A 21,208-nucleotide genomic window follows, 5' to 3' on the forward strand; every position below is an offset into this window, starting at 1 on the left:
GCACCAACCTCGAGGAGAGCGCCTTGGCCGCACGACCCGCCACCACCGGTTCCCGGGCCGGCAAGGCTGCACCCGCCCGAACGAATAAGGGCACCGTCATTCCCCAGCTCGGCTGGCACCAGGTGCGCCCGGCGCCGATCGTGCTCGTCTCGGGGACGGAAACCTTCCTCGCCGAACGCGCCATTCGCCAGTTGCGCGACTTTCTCAAGTTGGAAGACCCGAGCCTCGAGATCAGCGATGTGCAGGCCGACAGCTACGCCCCCGGCGAACTGCTGACCCTCGCGAGCCCGTCGCTGTTCGGGGAGCCGCGCCTGATCCGGGTCAGTAACGTCGAGAAATGCAGCGACACATTTCTGGTGGAGGCGCTCGACTACCTCGAGAACCCCGCCGAGGACACCTACGTCGTGTTGCGACACGGCGGGGGAGTGCGCGGCAAGAAGCTGCTCGACACGATCCGCAGCGGTCTCGGCGGCGCCATCGAAATCGTCTGCACCGAACTGAAGAAAGACACCGAGAAGTACGAATTCGCCGCCAATGAGTTCAAGGCGGCTGGCAAACGTGTCACGGCCAGCGCCCTGCGCCAGCTCGTCGCCGCGTTCTCCGACGATCTGGCCGAACTCTCCGCCGCCTGCCAGCAGCTCATCGCCGACGCGACGAGCGAGGTCACCGAGACCACGGTCGACCGCTACTACGGCGGTCGGGTCGAGACCAATGCGTTCAAGGTCGCCGACTGGGCCATCGCCGGCCGTAACGGCGAGGCATTGATCACCCTCCGCCATGCCCTCAGCTCCGGCGCCGACCCGGTGCCGATCGTCGCGGCGTTCGCCGTGAAGATTCGCACCATGGCCAAGGTGTTCGGGGCCCGGGGCGGTTCAGCCCAGCTCGGCGCCCAATTCGGGCTGGCCCCATGGCAGGTGGAACGCGCCCAGAAAGACCTCCGCGGTTGGAGCGACGAAGGCCTCGCCCGCTGCATCCTGATGCTCGCCGAGACGGATGCCGCCGTCAAAGGCGCGGGCCGCGACCCGGTCTTCGCGCTCGAGCGTCTGATCGGCGTCATCGCCCGGCGCGGCGAGCAGTAGCCCGAACCAGAGGGTCAGCGGTCGCCGGCGTCCGCGACCGTAATGGTGGAGCGGTTCAGGTAGAGCCAGACTCCATTCTGAAAGCTCGGGTTGCCGCAGACCCGACTGGCCACCCACACCGGCAGCAAGGTCGTCGAAGCGGCCAGGTCGCCCGACTTGGCCAGGGCCTCGAACGCGGAGGGCAGGCTCGGGCAGAATTCGAGCTGTACCCGGCCGGTGATGTCGGAGAATTGCACCGACACCGGTCGCTCAGCCGGCGGCACCAGAACACGCAGGGCCCCGAGCCCGGCGATGGCGAGCAGGGCCGCGATGGCGAACACCGCTCCGACTGCCGACAGCGAGCGGATGCGCCGAATCGTTCGCGCAGACCGGTCGGCCTCGAGATCGCCGGCACTCGGGTGAGCAGCAGTGCGGGTTTCGGGGTGGCGGCGCGCCGTAGCCACTGCTGCCGCGAGGTAGAAAGTGATTCCACTGAGAAACAGTACGAGCGCGACCAATGCCACCAGCCGCTGGTCTTGCGGGGTGACCGACACCCCGTCGCCGGCGTTGAGCGCCAGCCACCCGGCGACGGCCAGCGCACCGGCGCTCAGCAATGCGGCGAGAAAACGAGCGTGTACGCGACGATGCGGGCCGCTGGCGTCGGGGACAGAACTAACCGGTGGGGTGCTCTTCACGGCGTCAGTCTAATGGGGCGATCGGCTCCGCCACCCTCCCCGCAGATTTATCCGCTGCCGGCGGGCAGGAACCAGAAAACCCCCACCGGAAGGGCGGGGGTTTTCTGTGCTCGCGGTGCGGCATCCGCTCTCACGAGACGATGCGGTCACTCAGCGTGCGGGTGGAGCCAGAATGGATCAGACGAGGGCGACGATCAGACCAGTGCGCCGACAGCCTTCGCGATGGCTGACTTCTTGTTCGCAGCCTGGTTCTGGTGGATGACACCCTTGCTGACGGCCTTGTCGAGCTTCTTGGAAGCAAAGGCGAGACCGACGACGGCCTTGTCCTTGTCGCCAGCGGCAATCGCGGTACGAGTCGCGCGAATCGCGGACTTGAACTCGCTCTTGACGGCCTTGTTGCGCTCCTGGGCCTTCTTGTTGGTGCCAATTCGCTTGATCTGCGACTTGATATTTGCCACGTTTTTTACGCTTTCGTTAGGTTCTAGTACGGACAGCCGCTCAGCGGGTAGAGGGCGCTTCTGCGGCGAAAATCGTGCGGGGTGGGACCCAACACGCAAGCCAACCACTAACGCTACCAGCAATTGCCCTCACCCCAAAACTGGCCCGCGCCCGTTGAGTGGATGCTCGCCCCCTCGTTCACACAGTTGCGCCGGTGGATGGATGACCGCGCCCACGCCGATGCCGCGACCTCACCCGGCGCGCGACACCCGGTCAGCGATCCGCAGCAGGATCGTCGTGAAGCGCTCGGGCTGGGCCAGACTCGACAGGTGGGTCGCCCCCGGCACGACGATGACCTGGCCGTTGCGGCAGGCGGCCAGAAAGCGCCGCTCGTTCAGCCGAAAGTGATCGAGGGCGCCGTTGACCAGCCAGGCCCGGCCCGGATAGGCGGCGAGGCTCGCCAGGGGAGTCAGCGTCGACGTCGCGCGGAGTCCGGAATCCATCACGTCGAGCGCGGCGCCGCCGGCGAGCACATCGCGCGCGCCCGCAGCAGGCAGGAGCAGGCGCGCCAGGGTCTCGTGCAGCCAGAGTCCTCGGTCGGGCAGACGGTGAATGGTCCGGGCCAGCAGCCGATACCCCTCGAGGAGCACGCCCCGCGGTTCGGCGCTGCACCCCGCGGCGACGAGCCCGGCCACCCGGTCCGGGTGCTCGGCGGCGTAGGCCACGGCGTAATAGCCGCCGAGCGAGAGTCCGACCAGCAGCACCCGACCGCCGAGGACCGCCACCCCGTCGTCGATGGCGGCGAGCGCGGCCGGCACCGTGAACGGCTCCTTCAGGCGCTTGCCGTGGCCGGGCAGATCGATCGCGAGCACCGGGTACCCGGCGGCACGCAGCGTCTCCTCCTGAAAGCGCCACATCGTCGCCGAAGCGCGAATGCCGTGCACCAAAAGAACGGGCACGCGAGCCGCAGGAGTCTCCATGCCCGTGAGCCTAGCCAGCCGCACCCGGCGCAGGCTGACCGTCGGGCGAGGCTGACCGTTGTGCTTGCCGCCGCGCCGGCGTGCGCGACACGATCAGACTCCGGCGTGGTTTCGAGCCGCCATCGGCTCATACGTCGAGGTCGGCGCCGAGTTCGGCTGCCGCACAGGTCTCCGTTCCCGACGACTGCCATCTCCTTGCCGGATGTATCGGACGCGCCTGCTGCCCGTGGCGCCAGGCTGCGGACCGCCAACCCGCACCGAGCATGGAAGAATGGACGGACTATGTCACCGAGAGCCCTTCACGCGCTGGAACCGGCCGCCACGGCCCCCGAGTTCATCCGCAACTTCTGCATCATCGCCCACATCGACCACGGCAAGTCGACGCTCGCCGACCGGATGCTGCAGATCACCGGCGTCGTCGACGAGCGTTCCATGCGGGCCCAGTACCTGGACCGCATGGATATCGAGCGCGAACGCGGCATCACCATCAAGAGCCAGGCCGTGCGCATGCCGTGGGAGCTGGACGGCGTCACCTACGCCCTCAACATGATCGACACCCCCGGGCACGTCGACTTCACCTACGAGGTCTCGCGCAGCCTCGCCGCCTGCGAGGGCGCCATCCTGCTCGTCGACGCGGCCCAGGGCATCGAAGCCCAGACTCTCGCCAACCTGTACCTCGCCCTCGAGAACGACCTCACGATCATTCCGGTGCTCAACAAGATCGACCTGCCGGCCGCCGACCCCGAGAAGTACGCGCGCGAACTGGCGAGCCTCATCGGCGGACGCCCCGAAGACGTGCTGCGGGTGTCCGGCAAGACCGGCGCCGGGGTCGAGGAACTGCTGAACCTGGCCACGACCATGATTCCGGCGCCGAAGGGCAACCCGGATGCCGCCGCGCGCGCCATGATCTTCGACTCGGTCTACGACAGCTACCGCGGCGTGGTCACCTACGTGCGCATGATCGACGGCCACCTCAAGGCCCACGAAAAAATCCAGATGATGTCGACCAAGGCGACCCACGAGATCCTCGAGATCGGCGTGATCTCGCCGGAACCGGTGGAGAGCAAGGGCCTGAAGGTCGGCGAGGTCGGCTACCTGATCACGGGCGTGAAAGACGTGCGCCAGTCCAAGGTCGGCGACACCATCACGACCGCGGTGCGCCCCGCGACCGACGCGCTGCCCGGCTATGACGAACCGCAGCCCATGGTGTTTTCCGGGCTGTACCCGATCGACGGCAGCGACTACCCGGCGCTGCGCGAAGCCCTCGACAAACTCAAACTCTCCGACGCGAGTCTCGGGTACGAGCCGGAGACATCCGTCGCCCTTGGTTTTGGTTTTCGCTGCGGCTTTCTCGGCCTGCTGCACCTCGAGATCATCACCGAACGCCTCGAGCGCGAATTCAACATCGATCTGATCACGACCGCGCCGAGCGTGCCCTACGAGGTCACCACCGACGACAAGCGCACCATCACGGTCACTAACCCGAGTGAGTATCCCACCGGCAAGATCGCCAAGGTGCTCGAACCCATGGTCAAGGCGGCCATCCTCGCGCCCAAAGACTACGTCGGCGTCATCATGGAGCTCTGCCAGGGCCGCCGTGGCACCCTGCTCGGTATGGAATACCTCGGCGAAGACCGGGTCGAGATTCGCTACTCGATGCCGCTCGGTGAGATCGTGTTCGACTTCTTCGACATGCTCAAGGGCCGCACCGCCGGCTACGCCTCGCTCGACTACGAGCCCTCCGGCGAGCAGGAAGCCGACCTGGTCAAGGTCGACATCCTGCTGCAGGGCGAGCAGGTCGACGCGTTCAGTGCTATCGTGCACCGCGACAAGGCCTACGCCTACGGCGCGCTCATGACCGGGCGCCTGCGCAAGCTGATTCCGCGGCAGCAGTTCGAGGTGCCGATCCAGGCCGCGATCGGCGCCCACATCATCGCCCGCGAGAGCATCTCGGCGATGCGCAAGGACGTGCTCGCCAAGTGCTACGGCGGTGACATCTCGCGCAAGCGCAAGCTGCTGGAGAAGCAGAAAGAGGGCAAGAAGCGCATGAAGATGGTCGGCCGGGTGGAAGTTCCCCAGGAGGCTTTCATCGCCGCGCTGTCGGGGGACATCGAGACGAAAGACAAGAAGTAAAGCGGATGCGCAGGGCCACCTTCACCGACGCCGCCGTCAGCTACGCTGCCATCGGCGGCACGCTCGCGCCCGACCTGATGAGCTACCCGCCCAAGGGCTACCGCCCGCTGGAGCAGAGCGTCCGGCTCGGTAGTTCCCAGGAACGCTTCGAAGCGGCCACCAAGTTGCTGATGACCTGGGGAATCCAGCGCGGCAGCGGCATGGAGGTGACCGACCTCGAAAACGGTACCGGCGTGCAGTACACGCCGGTGACCTTTCAACCGGACGGCACCCCGGCGGCCGGCCAGCAGCATCCGGTCAACGAGGCGACCTTCGCCGACGACGGCACCCCGTACATCGCGAACGGCATGACGGCGACCCTGAGAATGAAGGTCTGGCTGTTCCACGTGACCGCGCCGGTGCGCGTCGTCTACGTGATCGACGAGGCCGCCCGCATCGGTTTCGCCTACGGCACCATGGCCGGGCACCCGGAAAGTGGCGAGGAATCCTTTATCGTCGAACATCGGGAGGACGACTCGGTCTGGCTGACCATCCGCTCGTTCTCGCGGGCCAGCACCTGGTATTACCGCCTGGCCTGGCCGGTGCTGCGCTTTCAGCAGGCCAAGTTCACCAAGCTGTACCTGCGGGCCCTGCACCCCGTGGGTGCCATCAAATAAAACGTACTGGAGCACCACCCATGGCCGGACCCCACCCCGTCGGCGACCCCGCGCCCGACGACGGCCTCCTTCCCGCTTCGGCGGCCGTTGACGCTGCCGGCCGGGATTTCGGCGTTTACCTGCACGTGCCGTTCTGCCGGGTGCGGTGCGGCTACTGCGACTTCAATACCTACACCGCGACCGAACTGCGCGGCGTCAAACAGAGCGATTATGCCAGCCAGGCCGTGCTCGAGGTCGAGGCGGCTGCCCGCATCCTCAGCGCATCGGGAGTGTCAGACCGACCCGTGTCCACCGTGTTCTTCGGGGGTGGTACGCCGACGCTGCTGCCGGTGACCGACCTGACCCGCATGCTCGCCGCGGTGCGTGAGCAGTGGGGCCTGGCAGACTGCGCCGAGGTCACCACCGAGGCGAATCCCGATTCCGTCGACGCCGCCTACCTCGGCGCCCTGGCCGATGCCGGATTCACCCGGGTGTCGTTCGGCATGCAGTCCGCCGTGCCGCACGTTCTCGCGACCCTCGAACGTACCCACGATCCGGACCGGGTGCCGCTCGTCGTGGAGTGGGCCCGCGCTGCCGGTCTAGACGTGAGCCTCGACCTCATCTACGGCACGCCGGGGGAGGCCCTCGCCGACTGGCGCACGAGCCTCGAGCAGGCCCTCAGCCTGCAGCCGGACCACCTGAGCGCGTACTCGCTCATCGTCGAGGACGGCACCAAACTCGCCAGGCAGATTCGCCGTGGCGAGATCGCCCCGACCGATGACGACCAGCAGGCCGACTTCTACGAACTCGCCGACGAACTGCTCGCCGCCGCCGGCTACGACTGGTACGAGGTCAGCAATTGGGCCACGAGTGACGCGCACCGGTCCCGGCACAACCTCGCCTACTGGACCGGCCAGGATTGGTGGGGCGTCGGCCCCGGTGCGCACAGCCACGTCGGTGGGGTGCGCTGGTGGAACGTCAAACATCCGGCCGCCTACGCCGAACGGATGCTGTCCGGCCTCTCCCCGGCCGCCGGCCGCGAAACGCTCGACGCGCCGACTCGTGAGCTCGAGAGAATCCTGTTGCAGAGCCGCATCCGCACCGGCATTCCGGTCGCGTCGCTGTCGGCGGCGGGCCGCCGAGAGGTCGCCGGGCTCATCGCCGACGAGCTCGTCAGTGCCAAAGCCGCCCTCGCCGGGACAATCGAATTGACCCTGCGCGGACGGCTTCTCGCCGATGCCGTGGTGCGGCGGCTCAGCGACTAGAGCGTGGAGTTGCTGACCGGCAGCGGCCTCAGCTGACGAACTTGATCGTGAGCGGGTAGCTGTAGCCTTCGCCGCGGTTGGCGGCCAGCGCAGCCAGGATCATGAACACGAGGGCGACGATGGCAAGCGGTGCATACAGGATGCCGCCGATGCCGATGGTGACGATGGTGATCGGAACGAGCACGGCCGCGTAGATGTAGTACGAAATCTGAAAGTTCAGGGCGGTCGCGGTGTGCGCGCGAATGAACGGGCCGCGATCGCGAAGCATGAGGTAGCCGATCAGGGCCGGCAGGAAGCTGAAGAGGATGCCGCCGACATGGATCAACGTCGCCCATAGTTTCTCGTCAGCCGGGCTCATCGGGTTGGTGGGGGTCGACTGGTACGGGTTCTGTTCAGACATGGGGACCTCCTGGTTTACGCCCGGTCACTGGCACGGCGGTGCCAGTGACCTCCAGACTAATCGCCCCGCTGCCCACACGTCGCTGCGGGCTACTTGATCAGGCCTATTTAAGTAAACGCAGGGCGAACGGATACCGGTAGTTCTGGCCGTCCTTGGCCTTCAGAAAGCCCATAATCGATAAGATCACCCCGGCCACCCAGAGCAGCCAGGCCAGACCGATGAGCAGCCCGCCGATCCCGAAGGTGACGATCGCCAGGATGAACGAGGCCACATTGATCGCGACATATCCGATCAGCAGGGTGATCTGAAAGTTCAGCGCTTCCTTCGCCTCCGTGTTGGTGAAACGACCGCGATCCTTGAAGACCAGCCAGATGATCAGGGCCGGCAGAAAACTCAGGATGCCGCCGAGGTGCGCCAGCGAAGCCCACTGGCGATCGTCGGCCTCCGAGAGGGGAGCCGCAACGACGGGGGTGGCGTACGGGCCGCCGGCAGGTGGTTGTCCGTACTGCGGTTGGCCGTTCGGCGGTTGGCCATACTGTGGCTGACCGACATTCGGCTCATGGTAGTTGGGATCGCCGGGGGGTTGTGCCTGTGGATCGCTCATAATCGTGCCTTTCGCTCAAAGCGGTGGGAGCCTACAGCGGTAATTAAACGCTCGCTTCGGGATACTGGCAATGGGCGCGCTCAGCCGGAACTCTGCCGGTCGCGATAGACTTAGCAGTCAGCGGATGCGAGTGCCAACGACGTGCCGACAAACCTGCGTTCCAGCGTGCCCACCGGCGCGCGCGGGGGTGCACATCCGCTCGAGTGGAGCAGTACCCCAAGAATCAGGAAGGCGGGCGCAATGGTTTCCGACCGTGGCCTCGATGTTCTGCGCGTCATCGTGCAGGACTACGTCGCCTCCCGTGAACCCGTCGGGTCCAAATCCATCGTCGACCGGCACGCGTTCGGAGTCTCCGCCGCTACCATCCGCAACGACATGGCCCTGCTCGAGGAAGAAGAGTTGATCGCGGCGCCGCACACCTCCTCCGGACGCATTCCCACCGATAAGGGTTACCGGGTCTTCGTCGATCACCTCGCCGACCTGCGCCCGCTCACGCCAGCCCAACGTCAGGCGATCGAGACCTTTCTCGGCCATTCCGCCGACCTCGACGAGGTGCTCGTGCGCAGCGTGCGACTGCTCTCGCAGCTCACGCACCAGGTCGCCCTCGTGCAGTACCCCTCCCTGTCCCGGGCCAAGGTGCGCCACATCGAGTTCGTCCCGCTGACCGAGACGCGCATCCTGTCGGTGTTGATCACCGATTCCGGCGGGGTGGAACAGCGGGTGATCGACCTGCCACGTGCGCTCGACGAGCAGACGCTCGGCGAGGTGCGTGCGCGTCTGAATGTCGCCGTCGTCGGGCTCGGAATGGCCGAAGCGAGTGTGGCCCTCGCCGCGAGCGTCTGGCCGGGATCCCCGGCGCTGCAACCGATCGTCGATCTGATCGCGAAGACCCTCGCCGACCAGATCGGCGCCAACCGCCAGGACAAGCTCGTCATGGCCGGAGCCGCGAACCTGGTGCGCACCGAGGACGACTTCTCCGGCAGCATCTATCCGGTGCTCGAAGCGATCGAAGAGCAGGTGGTGCTGCTGCGCCTGTTCTCCGAAATGGAGACCGACCAGCACGGCGTCTCGGTGAGCATCGGCCGCGAGAATGCGGCCTTCGGTCTGCCAGAGGCGAGCGTGCTCACGAGCGGCTACACCGCAGGCGGCAACCTCGCGAGACTCGGTGTGCTCGGGCCCACCCGCATGGACTACTCCAACAATATGGCGGCGGTGCGCGCCGTCGCCCGCTATCTCTCCCGCTTACTCGGCGAGACCTAGATTTTTCCTGGCCGCGCTGCGGCACCGACCCAATTCGAACAACATCCTCAAGGAGAGCCACCTTTGGCTGACCACTACGAAGCGCTTGGCGTTGACCGCGACGCGACCACCGATCAAATCAAGAAGGCGTACCGCCGCCTCGCCCGTGAACTGCACCCCGACGTGAACCCCGGCGCCGAGGCGTCGGAACGGTTCAAGAGCATCACGCACGCCTATGACGTGCTGAGCGATGCGAAACAGCGCCAGAAGTATGACCAGGGCGGCCAGAACGGCGGCTTCGACGGGCAAAACTTCGGCAACTTCGGTGACATTTTCGAGACCTTCTTCGGCGGGGGCGGCGGAAGCAGCCGCGGCCCGCGCTCCCGCCGCGAACGCGGCCAGGACGCCCTCATCCGGGTGGAACTCGACCTCGACGAGGTCATTTTCGGCACGCACCGTGACCTCGAGGTCGACACCGCGATCGTCTGCGCCACCTGCCAGGGCTCGTGTTGTGCTCCCGGCACCCAACCGATCACCTGCGACATCTGCCACGGTACCGGCAGCATCCAGCGAGCCGTACGCTCCCTGCTCGGCAACGTCATGACGTCGAGCCCGTGCGGTTCCTGCCGCGGTTACGGCACCATCATCGCCACACCGTGTATGACCTGCTCCGGCCAGGGCCGCGTGCGCGCCCGCCGCACGGTCCCGGTCGACATTCCGGCCGGAGTCGACACCGGCCTGCGCCTGCAGATGCCCGGCAGCGGCGAGGCCGGCCCCGCCGCCGGCCCCAACGGTGACCTGTACCTCGAGATGAAGGTGCGCCACCACGACGTGTTCAGCCGCGACGGCGACGACCTCATGTGTTCGCTCGACGTGCCGATGACCAGCGCCATACTCGGCACGAGCGTCACCGTGAAGGCCCTCGACGGCGACATCGAAGTGGATATCCGACCCGGCGCGCAGAGTTCCGAGGTGCTCACGATCAAGGACCGCGGCATCACCAAGCTGCGCGGCAGCGGCCGTGGCGACCTCAAGATCGGCATCCACGTGGTCACCCCGAGCAAACTCGACCACAAGGAACGCGAGCTGATCGAGCAGTTCGCCGCCCGCTATGCTGCCCCGGCGCCCACGCTGAGTCAGTACCAGCAGGGCCTGTTCGCCAAGCTGCGCGACCGGTTCCTCGGCTAAGGTGGCACATTTCTACCTGCAGGAAACGCTCCGCACGATCGATAGTCGCCCGGGGCAGGTCGTGACCGTCGACGGCGCCGAGGCTCGCCACGCGGTCACGGTCAGTCGGGTGCGTCCCGGGGACCGGCTCCGGCTGGGCAATGGGGCCGGGTTGCTGCTGGCGGGGACGGTGCTGACGGCGGAGGCTGCGGCATTGACCCTGCGCGTCGACGACGCGAGCGAGACGCCGGCTGCGACGCCGCGCATCCGCCTGGTGCAGGCCCTCGCCAAGGGCGACCGTGACGAACTCGCCATCCAGGCCGCCACCGAACTCGGCGTCGACGGCGTCATTCCGTGGTCTGCCGCCCGCTCCATCACCAAGTGGGAGGGCGCGAAGATCGCCAAGGGCCACGAGCGTTGGAGCAGCATCGTGCGCGAGGCCAGCAAACAGTCGATCCGGGCCTGGCTGCCGGGTGTAGCCCCGCTGGCCAGCACCAAACAGCTCGCCGTACTCGCGGCCACCACCCGGATGCTGCTGCTCGAACCGACCGCGACCCGTCGCCTCACCGAGGTGGCCGCGCCCACCGATGACCGCGATATCCTGCTCGTCGTCGGCCCGGAGGGCGGAATCTCCCCGGCCGAACTGCTGCTGCTCGAGCAGGCCGGCGCTACCCAGGTACGCCTCGGCGACACCGTGCTGCGCACCTCGACCGCCGGTCCGGCCGCTCTCGCGATTCTCAATGCGACGCTCGGCCGTTGGTAGCCCGTGCTGGTGGGTGTGTGTGCCGCTGGTAGCGCGGGCCGCTGGCAGCGCCGCTTAAGATAGAGGCATGTCTTCTTCTGGCGCCCAGCCGACCATTTTCAGCCGCATCATCGCGCGTGAGATTCCGGCGACGATCGTGGCCGAGACCGAACACATCATCGCGTTCCTCGACATCGCACCGAAAGCCCCGGTGCACGTCGTCGTGACCACCAAAGACCCGCAGTACCAGAACGTGGTTGAACTTGCCGCCGGCAACCCGGTCCTGCTCGCCGAACTCGTCGCCGTGGCCGAGCAGATCGCAGCCGTTCGCACCAACGGGCAGTTCCGCCTCGTCTTCAACACCGGGGCCGCCGCCGGTCAGACCGTGTTCCACGTGCACGCGCACGTCCTGGGCAGCTCTCAACCAACCGAATCGCTGGGGGAGGACTCGCTTGGCGCACTCTGATTCGAACAAGGCAGAATTGCGCTTCTCCGTCGACGGCGTCGCCATGGTGCGCCTGCTCGGCCCCGACGACCGTTACCTGAGCACCATCGAGGCCGCCTACCCCAACGTCGACGTGCACGTGCGCGGCAATGACGTCACCCTCGGCGGCAGCGCCGACGACGTCGCGGCCGTGCGCCGCCTGATCGACGAACTGCAACTCGCCCTGCGCACCGGCCACGACCTCGGCGAGACCGAGGTCGCCACATCCGCACGGATGCTCGCCGCCGACAGTTCCGTGAGTCCCTCCGCCCAGCTCGGCGCCCCCATCCTGACGGCCCGCAACAAGAGCATCCGGGCCAAGTCGATCGGCCAGAAGGACTACGTCGACGCGATCGACGACAACACCATAGTGTTCGGCATCGGCCCGGCCGGTACCGGCAAGACCTACCTGGCCATGGCGAAGGCGGTGCGCGCTCTGCAAAACAAGGAGGTTGAGCGCATCATCCTGACCCGCCCGGCGGTCGAGGCCGGCGAGCGGCTCGGTTTTCTGCCCGGCACCCTCACCGACAAAATCGACCCCTACCTGCGGCCGCTCTACGACGCCCTGGGCGAGATGCTCGACCCCGAACTGATTCCCAAGATGCTCGCCGCCGGCACGATCGAAGTGGCGCCGCTGGCCTACATGCGTGGTCGCACCCTCAACGCGAGCTTCGTCGTACTCGACGAAGCCCAGAACACCACGCCGGAACAAATGAAGATGTTCCTGACCCGGCTCGGCTTCGGGTCGAAGATGGTCATCACGGGCGACGTCACCCAGATCGATTTGCCGGCCGGTACGAGCGGCCTGAAACTGGTCACCCGCGTGCTCGACGGGATCGACGACATCCACTTCGCCTACCTGAGCAGCGCCGACGTGGTGCGGCACTCGCTTGTCGGCCGCATCGTCGACGCCTACACCGATTACGACGCGCAGAAGCAGGCCCTCCGCCAAGAGAGTGCCGAAGCCCGAGAATTCGCCACCCGCGGCCCGCAGCGCACTCCTGCGTCCGGCCGCAACCCGAAACGGAGTTCCAGTTGAGCATCGAAATCAACAACGAGTCGACCATCCCCGTCGATGAAGCCGCCATTTTGCGCCTCGCTGCCTTCGCGCTCGACACCATGCACGTGCACGCCGACGCCGAACTCGCGATCGTGCTCGTCGACGAGGGTGCCATGGAGCAGCTGCACGTGCAGTGGATGGACGAACCCGGCCCCACCGACGTTCTGAGCTTTCCGATGGACGAACTCCGCCCGGGTACCGAGGAGCAGGAGACCCCGCCGGGACTCCTCGGCGATATCGTGCTCTGCCCGCAGGTCGCCAAGGAGCAGGCCGAGACTGCCGGCCACAGCACCCTCGACGAACTGCTGCTGCTGACGACCCACGGCGTGCTGCACCTGCTCGGCTTCGACCACGCCGAACCGGCGGAAGAGAAGGAGATGTTCGGCATCCAGCGCGACATCCTCATCGGCTTCGCCATGCAGGAACGACAACGCCACTGATGCACATCGTGTGGTTCATGTACTCGGCCGTCGTCCTGGTCATTTTTGCCGGTCTGATGGCCGCCGTCGATGCGGCGATCACCGGCCAATCCCGCGCCGACATCGCCGGCCTGGTGGCGAATCATCGCGCCAAACGATCGCTCCAGGCGATTGCCGACGATGCCGGTGCGCACCTCAACGCCATCAACTTCATCCGCATCACCGCAGAGACGACCGCGGCCGTGCTGGTGACCCTTGTCTTCGCGACGACCATCGACGCCCTCTGGCTGGCATTATTGCTGTCGGCGCTCATCATGACCTCGGTCTCGTTCGTGCTGGTCGGCGCGAGCCCGCGCAGCGTCGGCCGCGCCCACCCGGTCGGCCTGCTGACCGCGACCGCCCTGCTCGTGCACATCGCCCGCGTGCTGCTCGGACCGATCGCCAACGCGCTGGTCGCCCTCGGTAACCGGGTCACTCCGGGACGCACCAAACTCACCACCTTCACCTCTGAAGACCAGCTGCTCAGCATGGTCGATGAGGCCACCGAACTCGACGTAATAGAAGAAGACGACCGCGAACTCATCCACTCCATCTTCGAGTTCAGCGACACGGTCGTGCGCGAGGTGATGATTCCGCGCACCGACATGATCACCATCGACGCCGACGCGAGCATCGACGCCGCCATGGGTCTGTTCCTGAGCAGCGGAACCTCCCGCCTGCCCGTGCTGGACGGGCAAGTCGACGACGTGGCCGGCATCTTGTACCTGCGCGACGTGGCCCGGCTGGTGTTCGAACGGCCCATCAACGCCCTCCAGCTCACCGTGGCCGATCTGGCCAGGCCGGCCGTCTTCGTGCCCGAGTCGAAGAAGGCCGACGACATGCTGCGGCAGATGCAGCTCGAGTCCAACCACCTCGCCATGGTCGTCGATGAGTACGGCGGAATCGCCGGCCTGGTCACCCTCGAAGACCTGATCGAGGAGCTCGTCGGCGATATCTCCGATGAGTACGACCGCGACGTGGTCGAGGTCGAAGACCTCGGGGGCGGGCAATTTCGGGTGAGCGCCCGGCTTCCGGTCGATGAATTGGGCGAGCTGTTCAACCTCGAACTCGACGACGACGACGTCGATTCCGTCGGTGGTCTGCTGGCCAAGGCCCTCGGACGTTTGCCCGTGGCCGGGTCGGTCGCCTCGGTGAGCGGCTTGAACCTCACCGCCGAACGCACCGAAGGCCGCCGCAAGCGCATCAGCACCGTGCTGGTGGAACGCGATGCGGCGTTGATCGATGCGCAGACCGCATTCCTCACGGTACCGACGAGTACCCCAAAAACAGTGTCAGATGATGAAGGAGAACGGTCATGACCGGAGCAACCGAGCCCCACCCGAGCGGGTACCGAGCGGGATTCGTCTCGTTCGTGGGACGCCCCAACGTGGGCAAGTCCACCCTGACGAACGCGCTGGTGGGCGAGAAGGTTGCGATCACCTCGTCGAAGCCGCAAACCACTCGCCGCGCCATTCGCGGCATCGTGCACCAGAAGAACGGCCAGCTCATCCTGGTCGACACTCCCGGCATCCACCGCCCGCGTACCCTCCTCGGTGAGCGCCTCAACAGCCTCGTCACGGCGACGCTCGCCGGCGTCGACGTGATCGGACTGTGCATTCCGGCCAACGAGCCGATCGGCCCGGGGGACAAGTTCATCAACGAGCAACTGGATGCCTTCCCGCGGGCCAAGAAGGTCGCCATCGTCACCAAGATTGATGCGTCCTCCAAAACCAATGTCGCCAACCAGCTTCTGGCCGTTTCCCAGTTGCGGGACTGGGAGGCGATCGTGCCGATCTCCTCGACCAGCCGCATCCAGCTGGACACCCTCGCCACCGAACTACTGCGCCTCCTGCCGTATGCGGACGCGCCGCTCTACCCGGCCGACGCGGTCACCGACGAGACACTCGAATCGCGCATCTCGGAGTTCATCCGGGAGGCCGCCCTCGAGGGCGTCACGGATGAACTGCCGCACTCCATCGCCGTGACCATCGACGACATCATCGAGCGTGACGACCAGGAACTGGTTGAGATCTACGCCAACCTGTTCGTGGAGCGGGACAGCCAGAAGGGCATCATCATCGGCAAGTCGGGCAGCCGGCTGAAGGACGTCGGTACCCGGGCGCGCAAACAGATCGAACCGCTCGTCGGCAAGCGGGTGTTCCTGTCACTGCGGGTCAAGATCGCCAAGGAGTGGCAGCGCGACCCGAAGCAGCTCGGTCGTCTCGGCTTCTAGTCGTTCCGGCCGCTGGTGAGCGGGCAGCAAACCGTGGTCTCAGCGCTGCCAAACGGTGCTAGCCTGAAATCGTGTTGAACGGTGCGCTCCTCCTTAGCTGCCGCGACGAGTCCTAATCTGAGGCCTCCCTCGTCGCGGAGTTCGTCGTTGGCTGTACGACACCCACGAGGAAACAGGACCATGAAGAACAATCAGACCGCATCCACACTGCCGATCCACCGCTACCGCCCGTATCACGAGCAGTTCGCCGTTGACCTCGACGATCGCACCTGGCCGAGCAAACACATCACGGTCGCCCCGCGCTGGTGCGCGGTCGACCTGCGTGACGGCAACCAGTCGCTCATCGATCCGATGAGTCCAGAGCGCAAGCGCATCATGTTCGATCTGCTCGTGCGCATGGGCTACAAGGAGATCGAGGTGGGCTTTCCCTCGGCGAGCCAGACCGACTTCGACTTCGTGCGCAGCCTCATCGACGAGAACGCCATTCCCGACGACGTCACCATCCAGGTGCTGACCCAGGCCCGCGAGCACCTGATCAAGCGAACGTACGAGGCGATCACCGGGGCCAAGCAGGCCATCGTGCACTTCTACAACTCCACGAGCATCCTGCAGCGCGAGGTCGTCTTTCGCGAGCAGAAGCAGGGCATCGTCGACCTGGCCCTTTTCGGGGCGCGCCTCTGCAAGCAGATGGAAGCGACCATTCCCGGCACGATCATCTACTACGAGTACTCCCCGGAGAGCTTCACCGGCACCGAGCTCGACTTCGCCGTCGACATCACCAACCAGGTCGTCGAGATCCTCGCGCCGACCCCGGAACGCAAGGTCATCGTCAACCTGCCGGCCACCGTCGAGATGGCCACCCCGAACGTGTACGCCGACTCCATTGAGTGGATGAGCCGTCACCTGACCCAGCGCGAGAACATCCTCATCTCGCTGCACCCGCACAACGACCGCGGTACCGCGATCGCCGCCGCCGAGCTCGGCTACCTGGCCGGCGCCGACCGCATCGAAGGCTGCCTGTTCGGCAACGGTGAGCGCACCGGCAACGTCGACCTCGTCGCCCTCGGCGTCAACCTGTTCACGCAGGGCATCGACCCGCAGATCGACTTCAGCAACATCGACGAGATCAAGCGCACCGCCGAGTACTGCAACCAGCTGCCGGTGCCCGAACGCAACCCGTGGGCCGGCGACCTCGTCTTCACCGCGTTCAGCGGATCCCACCAGGACGCCATCAAAAAGGGCTTCGAGGCCATGGACGCCGACGCTGCCAAGCAGGGCTGCACCGTCAACGACCTGGTCTGGGCCGTTCCCTACCTGCCGATCGACCCGAAGGACCTCGGCCGCAGCTACGAAGCCGTGATCCGGGTCAACTCGCAGTCCGGCAAGGGCGGTGTCGCCTATCTGCTCAAGACCGACCACGCCCTCGACCTGCCGCGCAAGTTGCAGATCGAGTTCTCCGGGGTCGTGCAAGCCAAAACCGATGCCGAGGGCGGCGAGGTGACGAGCGAGCAGATCTGGGACGTCTTCAATGACGAGTACCTGCCCGCCACGATCAAGAACCCCGAAGCCAAGTGGGGTCGATTCGAACTGCACTCCACCCGCACGTCGAGCGACCTGTCCGGAACGGTCGACCTCGCCGTCGAACTGCGCGACGGCGACACCGTGGCGCAGGCCACCGGTACCGGCAACGGCCCGATCAACGCGTTCCTCGGCGTCATGGCCGAACGTGGCATCGCGATCACCCTGTACGACTACGTGGAGCACGCTCTCTCAGCCGGCGGCGACGCGCAGGCGGCCGCCTATGTCGAGCTCGACGTGAACGGCAAGCGCTACTGGGGCGTCGGCATCGACGCGGACATCTCCACCGCATCGCTCAAGTCGGTCGTTTCCGCGGTCAACCGCGGCATCCGCGCCGAGGTCGGCGACCTGGAACTGGCCGCCGTCTAAGCAGCGCGCATCCGCTCGCACCAACTGAGCACACACGAAAGCCCAGCCTCATCACTGAGTCTGGGCTTTCGTTGCACCATCCGGGTGCGGTCATGGCGGTGTCGGGCTAGCGATGATTAGGCCAGCGCGGGCAGGTGCACCGTTCGATCTGTCGTGCTGGCAGTGAGAACAGCGCTGCCGAGCAGCGAGCGGCAGTCGTCGATCGCGCGCTCGAGCAGGGTATACAGCCGGGCGTCGGGGTCGGCAATGCAGGCCTCGCCGATGCCCTGCACGCCGACGCGAATGATCGTGTCGGCGGTGCGCGGTGTGAACTTGGTGTGTGACCAGGAGTGCACGCTGCCGATGAAGTCGCGGGCCCAGCGTTCGGCATCGGGCGCTTGATCGAGGGCTGCCCGGATGAGCGGTCGCACCCGCTCGGCCAGTGCCGGATCAAGAACGGATGCGTTCCGCTCGCAGGTCAGCACCCCCACGGCGAGCGCGCGCTGACGATCCAGACTCGCCACCGGAAGCGCTTCACAACCGGTACGCAGGGCGACCATGACCTCGATCCGCCTGTCGGAACCGGTCAGGCCGATCACCGACGGAATCAGCAGGGCCAGCCGCGACCTCGAGTCGTCGGAACTGCAGTCGTTGACCATGCGCGCCAGCGATGCCAATACCGGATGGGTGCAGGCGGGGTGGTCGCTCCAGGACTCGCCAGCGAGATAGGAGGCGAATTCCATGAAGCAGCCGCCGCTCTTGGGCGTGCGGTGTTTGCCACGCGACAGCACGGGCATAATGTCGGGCAGACTGCCCTGGACTGGTTTCATGAAAAACCTCCATACCACGGGGACTACGTGTCCTAAGTCTCCCCCCGTCCGGCGGGAAAAACCAGTGCCAGTCACGACTAGTGACAGAAATTCAGCGACCAAAATGCCGTCGCGTTGAATGGTCGGCCCGCCGTGACCGCGTCGTCCCGGCAGAGTGGGATAATTACCTGTGCCTGTCTACCGAGATGAAGCCGTCGTGCTGCGCACCCACAAGCTGGGTGAAGCCGACCGCATTGTCACCATGCTCACCCGAGCTCACGGCAAGGTGCGCGCCGTCGCCAAGGGAGTGCGCCGCACCGGCTCCAAATTCGGTGCCCGGCTCGAGCCGTTCATGGTCGCCGACGTGCAGCTGTACGAGGGCCGCAACCTCGACATCATCACCCAGGCCGAGTCGCTCGGCTCCTACGGCGCCCTGATCACCGCCGACTACGGAAGCTACACCGCGGCGAGCGTCATGGTGGAAACCGCCGACAAACTCACCGAATCCGAGGGGTCGCTGCAGCAGTACCTGCTGCTGGTCGGTGCGCTGCGATCGCTGTCGCGCCAGGAACACGGCTCCCACCTCACCCTCAACTCCTACCTGCTGCGCGCCGTGTCGATGGCCGGCTGGGCCCCGAGCTTTCAGGACTGCGCCCGCTGCGGCGCCGTAGGCGAGCACAGCGCGATGGTCGTGCAGCTCGGCGGGATCGTCTGCGATTCCTGCGCCGCGCCCGGTTCGCCCCGCCTCGATGCGGCCACGATCGGCTTGCTGAGCGCCCTGCTCACCGGCGATTGGGAGCACGCGAGCGCGAGCCCCGAACGCACCCAGAGCCAGGCGGCTGGCGTCGTTGCCGCCTACACGCAGTGGCATTTGGGTCGCGGGCTTCGCTCGCTGGAACACGTCGTCCGATGATGGCCGGTCTATTCGGCCACAGAGGCTCCACGCACGCGCCGGTCAAGCACCGCGACGCGGTCCCATTCCAACCGCTCGACTGGACCGGCCTCTACCCGCCCGAGCTGCCCCGCAAGGCCGTGCCGGAGCACGTCGCCGTGGTCATGGACGGCAACGGCCGCTGGGCCAACGGCCGGGGTCTGACCCGGGTCGAGGGGCACAAGGCCGGCGAAGCCGCCCTGCTCGACGTCGTCGCCGGCGCCATCCAGATCGGGGTCAAGCACCTCAGCGTCTACGCCTTCTCCACCGAGAACTGGAAACGTTCGCCCGACGAGGTGCGTTTTCTCATGGGCTTCAACCGCGATGTGCTGCATCGCCGCCGCGACCAGCTCAACGACTGGGGGGTGCGCATCAAGTGGGCCGGGCGCAAGCCGAAGCTGTGGGCATCCGTTATCAACGAACTGCAGTTCGCTGAGAAACTGACCGCCGGAAATGACGTGCTCACCCTCACGATGTGCGTGAACTACGGCGGTCGCACCGAGATAGCGGATGCCGTGCGCGCGTTGGCCGAGGACGTCGCCGCTGGCAGGCTGAAGCCGTCGGGCATCACGGAGAAAGCCATCGCCCGGCAGCTGTATGTGCCGGAGTTGCCCGACGTTGACCTGTTCGTGCGCAGTTCGGGAGAGCAGCGCACGAGCAACTTTCTGCTCTGGCAGAGTGCTTATGCCGAGATGGTCTTTCTCGACACCCTGTGGCCCGATTTCACTCGGGTCGACCTCTGGCACGCCGTCGAAATCTACGCTTCGCGCAACCGGCGCTACGGTGGCGCGGTCGACGCCCCTACCGCCTGAACGGGCCCTGCCAATATTCCGAACGGGGAATACAAGGGCGTGAGGCCCCGTTTGACCGAGTGTGACTGACACGAGTACGACCACAACGACCGCATCCACGATGAGCCCTCTGAACAGCGTCGCCCCAATCAAGGTCGACATCTGGTCTGACGTACAGTGCCCCTGGTGTTACATCGGCAAACGCAAGTTCAGGGCCGGCGTGGAACTGTTCGATGGAAAAGTCGAGGTCGAATATCACAGCTTCGAACTCTCGCCGGACACTCCGGTGGACTATGTCGGCAACGCCGTCGACTACCTGAGCGAACGCAAAGGCATGCCCATCGACCAGGTGCAGAAAATGCTCGAGAACGTAACCGCGATTGCCGCGAGTGTCGGCCTCGATTACGACTACGACTCGGTGCACCAGACCAACACGGTCATCTCGCACGAACTGCTGCACTATGCCAAGGCCCACGGTCGCCAGCTCGACATGATGGAACGCCTGCTCAGGGCCTACTTCATCGACGGTCGCCACGTCGGACGCATCGAGGACCTCGCCGACCTCGCGTCCGAGATCGGACTCGACCGGGCCGACGTGGTGCGGTCACTCACCGCCCACGAGCACCTCGCCGCGGTCAAGGCCGACGTGGCGCAGGCCGGTGCATACGGCATCCAGGGCGTTCCGTTCTTCGTGATCGACGGCCGCTACGGCATCTCCGGCGCGCAAGATCCGGCCGCGTTCGCGCAGGCCCTCGGCCAGGCCAGCGCAGACCGCACGGCCGACGGTTCGGCGAACAACACCGCCGCGTAGCAGCAGTACCCAGCGAACTCGCGTAGCCTAGCTGCGGACCGAGTCGGCCGCATCAGCTTCACCCAATTGATCAGGAGAACACCCATGAGCGACACCGTTACCACCCCGCCCGTCTTCACCGATGCTGCCGGCCGTCCCACCATTGAACTCCTCGGCGCGGCCGCGGCGACCGACGAGGCCGCTGGCTCCTGCTGCGGTGGCGGTTGCTGCAGCTGATCTCGACCTCTGTTCTCGAAAGCGCAGCTGTCGCGCGGCCTGTTCAACCGGCCGGGCAGCTGCGCTTTTGTGCGCCGTCTGCGGTCTTGCCCTGGCCGATTAGCGGATCCCTCGCTTTCTGGGAGAATTGACG

At 66.2% G+C, this 21,208-nt stretch carries 23 protein-coding genes; 17 read left to right on the top strand and 6 right to left on the bottom strand.

Features of this window, described 5'->3' with window-relative positions:
* Window positions 1-23: 23 nt before the first annotated feature.
* The gene (gene holA, locus E3O06_RS15530; RefSeq protein ID WP_420898890.1) at window positions 24-1,079 is read left to right on the top strand and encodes a DNA polymerase III subunit delta; all 1,056 of its coding nucleotides are present in this window, start codon (window positions 24-26) and stop codon (window positions 1,077-1,079) included.
* Window positions 1,080-1,093: 14 nt separating this feature from the next.
* Here holA and E3O06_RS15535 read toward each other — a convergent pair whose 3' ends face one another.
* The 3 genes from E3O06_RS15535 to E3O06_RS15545 all read right to left on the bottom strand — a co-directional run bounded on the left by E3O06_RS15535 (window position 1,094) and on the right by E3O06_RS15545 (window position 3,171).
* A complete protein-coding gene (locus tag E3O06_RS15535) occupies window positions 1,094-1,753 on the bottom strand; it encodes a hypothetical protein (RefSeq protein ID WP_134504276.1) in 660 nt (219 codons plus the stop codon).
* 194 nt (window positions 1,754-1,947) lie between these two features.
* Window positions 1,948-2,211: a 30S ribosomal protein S20 gene (rpsT, locus tag E3O06_RS15540; RefSeq protein WP_092448491.1), complete on the bottom strand. Its 264-nt coding sequence runs from the start codon at window positions 2,209-2,211 to the stop codon at window positions 1,948-1,950.
* Between the two features lie 231 nt (window positions 2,212-2,442).
* A complete protein-coding gene (locus tag E3O06_RS15545; protein ID WP_134504277.1) occupies window positions 2,443-3,171 on the bottom strand; it encodes an alpha/beta fold hydrolase in 729 nt (242 codons plus the stop codon).
* 282 nt (window positions 3,172-3,453) lie between these two features.
* On the opposite strand from E3O06_RS15545, the gene lepA reads away from it, so the two are divergent.
* Genes lepA through hemW form a run of 3 tightly spaced genes read left to right on the top strand, consistent with a single transcriptional unit; the run spans window position 3,454 to window position 7,204 of the window.
* A complete protein-coding gene (gene lepA / locus E3O06_RS15550) occupies window positions 3,454-5,304 on the top strand; it encodes a translation elongation factor 4 (RefSeq protein ID WP_092112366.1) in 1,851 nt (616 codons plus the stop codon).
* A 5-nt stretch (window positions 5,305-5,309) separates the two neighbouring features.
* A complete protein-coding gene (locus tag E3O06_RS15555; RefSeq protein ID WP_134504278.1) occupies window positions 5,310-5,960 on the top strand; it encodes a DUF1990 family protein in 651 nt (216 codons plus the stop codon).
* Between the two features lie 20 nt (window positions 5,961-5,980).
* Window positions 5,981-7,204, top strand: a complete 1,224-nt coding sequence (gene hemW, locus E3O06_RS15560) for a radical SAM family heme chaperone HemW (protein ID WP_134504279.1) — start codon at window positions 5,981-5,983, stop codon at window positions 7,202-7,204.
* 28 nt (window positions 7,205-7,232) lie between these two features.
* On the opposite strand, the gene E3O06_RS15565 is transcribed toward hemW, so the two are convergent.
* Window positions 7,233-7,604, bottom strand: a complete 372-nt coding sequence (locus E3O06_RS15565) for a DUF4870 domain-containing protein (RefSeq protein WP_241980265.1) — start codon at window positions 7,602-7,604, stop codon at window positions 7,233-7,235.
* A 103-nt stretch (window positions 7,605-7,707) separates the two neighbouring features.
* Entirely contained in the window at window positions 7,708-8,208 is a 501-nt protein-coding gene (locus tag E3O06_RS15570) for a DUF4870 domain-containing protein (protein WP_134504280.1), read from the bottom strand.
* A gap of 240 nt (window positions 8,209-8,448) precedes the next feature.
* On the opposite strand from E3O06_RS15570, the gene hrcA reads away from it, so the two are divergent.
* From hrcA to leuA, 9 genes are all read left to right on the top strand, one after another.
* Window positions 8,449-9,468, top strand: coding sequence for a heat-inducible transcriptional repressor HrcA (gene hrcA, locus E3O06_RS15575; protein WP_134504281.1), 1,020 nt, complete (start codon window positions 8,449-8,451; stop codon window positions 9,466-9,468).
* A gap of 63 nt (window positions 9,469-9,531) precedes the next feature.
* Entirely contained in the window at window positions 9,532-10,635 is a 1,104-nt protein-coding gene (gene dnaJ / locus E3O06_RS15580) for a molecular chaperone DnaJ (protein WP_134504282.1), read from the top strand.
* Between the two features lies 1 nt (window position 10,636).
* Window positions 10,637-11,377 carry a 16S rRNA (uracil(1498)-N(3))-methyltransferase gene (locus tag E3O06_RS15585; protein ID WP_134504283.1) on the top strand — a complete coding sequence of 247 codons (741 nt, stop codon included), beginning with the start codon at window positions 10,637-10,639 and terminating at the stop codon, window positions 11,375-11,377.
* Window positions 11,378-11,444: 67 nt separating this feature from the next.
* Window positions 11,445-11,822 carry an HIT domain-containing protein gene (locus E3O06_RS15590; protein WP_134504284.1) on the top strand — a complete coding sequence of 126 codons (378 nt, stop codon included), beginning with the start codon at window positions 11,445-11,447 and terminating at the stop codon, window positions 11,820-11,822.
* Window positions 11,823-11,865: 43 nt separating this feature from the next.
* Window positions 11,866-12,879: a PhoH family protein gene (locus E3O06_RS15595; RefSeq protein WP_134504344.1), complete on the top strand. Its 1,014-nt coding sequence runs from the start codon at window positions 11,866-11,868 to the stop codon at window positions 12,877-12,879.
* Entirely contained in the window at window positions 12,876-13,340 is a 465-nt protein-coding gene (gene ybeY / locus E3O06_RS15600) for an rRNA maturation RNase YbeY (protein WP_092112383.1), read from the top strand. Before E3O06_RS15595 ends, ybeY begins: the two co-directional genes overlap by 4 nt.
* Window positions 13,340-14,677, top strand: coding sequence for a hemolysin family protein (locus E3O06_RS15605; RefSeq protein WP_134504285.1), 1,338 nt, complete (start codon window positions 13,340-13,342; stop codon window positions 14,675-14,677). Before ybeY ends, E3O06_RS15605 begins: the two co-directional genes overlap by 1 nt.
* Window positions 14,674-15,591, top strand: a complete 918-nt coding sequence (gene era / locus E3O06_RS15610; RefSeq protein WP_092112387.1) for a GTPase Era — start codon at window positions 14,674-14,676, stop codon at window positions 15,589-15,591. Before E3O06_RS15605 ends, era begins: the two co-directional genes overlap by 4 nt.
* A 180-nt stretch (window positions 15,592-15,771) precedes the next feature.
* Window positions 15,772-17,538: a 2-isopropylmalate synthase gene (gene leuA, locus E3O06_RS15615; RefSeq protein WP_134504286.1), complete on the top strand. Its 1,767-nt coding sequence runs from the start codon at window positions 15,772-15,774 to the stop codon at window positions 17,536-17,538.
* 116 nt (window positions 17,539-17,654) lie between these two features.
* Here the strand turns inward: leuA and E3O06_RS15620 are convergent, their stop codons facing one another.
* Complete coding sequence (locus E3O06_RS15620; protein ID WP_174843243.1) at window positions 17,655-18,347, bottom strand: hypothetical protein; 693 nt, start codon at window positions 18,345-18,347, stop codon at window positions 17,655-17,657.
* A 169-nt stretch (window positions 18,348-18,516) separates the two neighbouring features.
* Between E3O06_RS15620 and recO the strand changes: the two genes are divergently transcribed.
* From recO to E3O06_RS18215, 4 genes are all read left to right on the top strand, one after another.
* On the top strand, window positions 18,517-19,239 hold the full coding sequence (gene recO / locus E3O06_RS15625) for a DNA repair protein RecO (protein ID WP_134504287.1): 723 nt from the start codon (window positions 18,517-18,519) through the stop codon (window positions 19,237-19,239).
* Complete coding sequence (locus E3O06_RS15630; protein WP_241980266.1) at window positions 19,236-20,069, top strand: isoprenyl transferase; 834 nt, start codon at window positions 19,236-19,238, stop codon at window positions 20,067-20,069. The genes recO and E3O06_RS15630 overlap by 4 nt, the downstream gene beginning before the upstream one ends.
* 100 nt (window positions 20,070-20,169) lie before the next feature.
* Window positions 20,170-20,859, top strand: a complete 690-nt coding sequence (locus E3O06_RS15635) for a DsbA family oxidoreductase (protein WP_134504288.1) — start codon at window positions 20,170-20,172, stop codon at window positions 20,857-20,859.
* A gap of 84 nt (window positions 20,860-20,943) precedes the next feature.
* Entirely contained in the window at window positions 20,944-21,075 is a 132-nt protein-coding gene (locus tag E3O06_RS18215) for a hypothetical protein (RefSeq protein WP_255453633.1), read from the top strand.
* Window positions 21,076-21,208: the final 133 nt, after the last annotated feature.

This window comes from Cryobacterium glaciale (genome assembly GCF_004402535.1).
Taxonomy (GTDB): domain Bacteria; phylum Actinomycetota; class Actinomycetes; order Actinomycetales; family Microbacteriaceae; genus Cryobacterium; species Cryobacterium glaciale.

Coding starts and splice junctions, on each gene's coding strand:
- E3O06_RS15590 (WP_134504284.1), top strand. CDS start 11,445: ATGTCTTCTTCTGGCGCCCAGCCGACCATTTTCAGCCGCATCATCGCG.
- hrcA (WP_134504281.1), top strand. CDS start 8,449: ATGGTTTCCGACCGTGGCCTCGATGTTCTGCGCGTCATCGTGCAGGAC.
- lepA (WP_092112366.1), top strand. CDS start 3,454: ATGTCACCGAGAGCCCTTCACGCGCTGGAACCGGCCGCCACGGCCCCC.
- era (WP_092112387.1), top strand. CDS start 14,674: ATGACCGGAGCAACCGAGCCCCACCCGAGCGGGTACCGAGCGGGATTC.
- hemW (WP_134504279.1), top strand. CDS start 5,981: ATGGCCGGACCCCACCCCGTCGGCGACCCCGCGCCCGACGACGGCCTC.
- E3O06_RS15630 (WP_241980266.1), top strand. CDS start 19,236: ATGATGGCCGGTCTATTCGGCCACAGAGGCTCCACGCACGCGCCGGTC.
- leuA (WP_134504286.1), top strand. CDS start 15,772: ATGAAGAACAATCAGACCGCATCCACACTGCCGATCCACCGCTACCGC.
- E3O06_RS15620 (WP_174843243.1), bottom strand. CDS start 18,347: ATGAAACCAGTCCAGGGCAGTCTGCCCGACATTATGCCCGTGCTGTCG.
- E3O06_RS15605 (WP_134504285.1), top strand. CDS start 13,340: ATGCACATCGTGTGGTTCATGTACTCGGCCGTCGTCCTGGTCATTTTT.
- E3O06_RS15565 (WP_241980265.1), bottom strand. CDS start 7,604: ATGTCTGAACAGAACCCGTACCAGTCGACCCCCACCAACCCGATGAGC.
- E3O06_RS18215 (WP_255453633.1), top strand. CDS start 20,944: ATGAGCGACACCGTTACCACCCCGCCCGTCTTCACCGATGCTGCCGGC.
- E3O06_RS15570 (WP_134504280.1), bottom strand. CDS start 8,208: ATGAGCGATCCACAGGCACAACCCCCCGGCGATCCCAACTACCATGAG.
- E3O06_RS15595 (WP_134504344.1), top strand. CDS start 11,866: ATGGTGCGCCTGCTCGGCCCCGACGACCGTTACCTGAGCACCATCGAG.
- E3O06_RS15635 (WP_134504288.1), top strand. CDS start 20,170: ATGAGCCCTCTGAACAGCGTCGCCCCAATCAAGGTCGACATCTGGTCT.
- E3O06_RS15545 (WP_134504277.1), bottom strand. CDS start 3,171: ATGGAGACTCCTGCGGCTCGCGTGCCCGTTCTTTTGGTGCACGGCATT.
- E3O06_RS15555 (WP_134504278.1), top strand. CDS start 5,310: ATGCGCAGGGCCACCTTCACCGACGCCGCCGTCAGCTACGCTGCCATC.